Annotated in this window: 1 protein-coding gene; it reads left to right on the forward strand. The window is 73.6% G+C overall.

Annotated elements, in window-relative coordinates; translation table 11 throughout:
* A partial coding sequence (locus tag C7C45_RS32970; protein ID WP_146247490.1) for an acyltransferase domain-containing protein occupies positions 1 to 322 on the forward strand: 322 nt, incomplete at both ends.

Genomic DNA, 322 nt, shown 5'->3' on the forward strand with positions numbered 1-322 from the left:
GCCGGTCACTCGATCGGGGAGATCGCCGCCGCGCACGTCGCGGGCGTGTTGTCCCTGTCGGACGCGTGCCGGTTGGTCGCGGCGCGGGGTGCGCTGATGCAGGCGCTGCCGTCGGGTGGTGCGATGGCGGCGGTGCCGGTGGGCGAGGAGCGGGTCGCGGGTCTGGACGTGGATGTCGCTGCGGTCAACGGTCCGGAGTCGATCGTGCTCTCCGGTGCTCGGGAGCGGGTCGCGGCGGTGGTGGAGGGTCTCGGTGTGCGGGCGCGGTGGTTGGCCGTGTCGCACGCGTTCCACTCCCGTGCCATGGACCCGATGCTCGACG

The organism is Micromonospora arborensis (genome assembly GCF_003205615.1).
In the GTDB taxonomy this organism is placed as follows: Bacteria; Actinomycetota; Actinomycetes; order Mycobacteriales; family Micromonosporaceae; genus Micromonospora; species Micromonospora arborensis.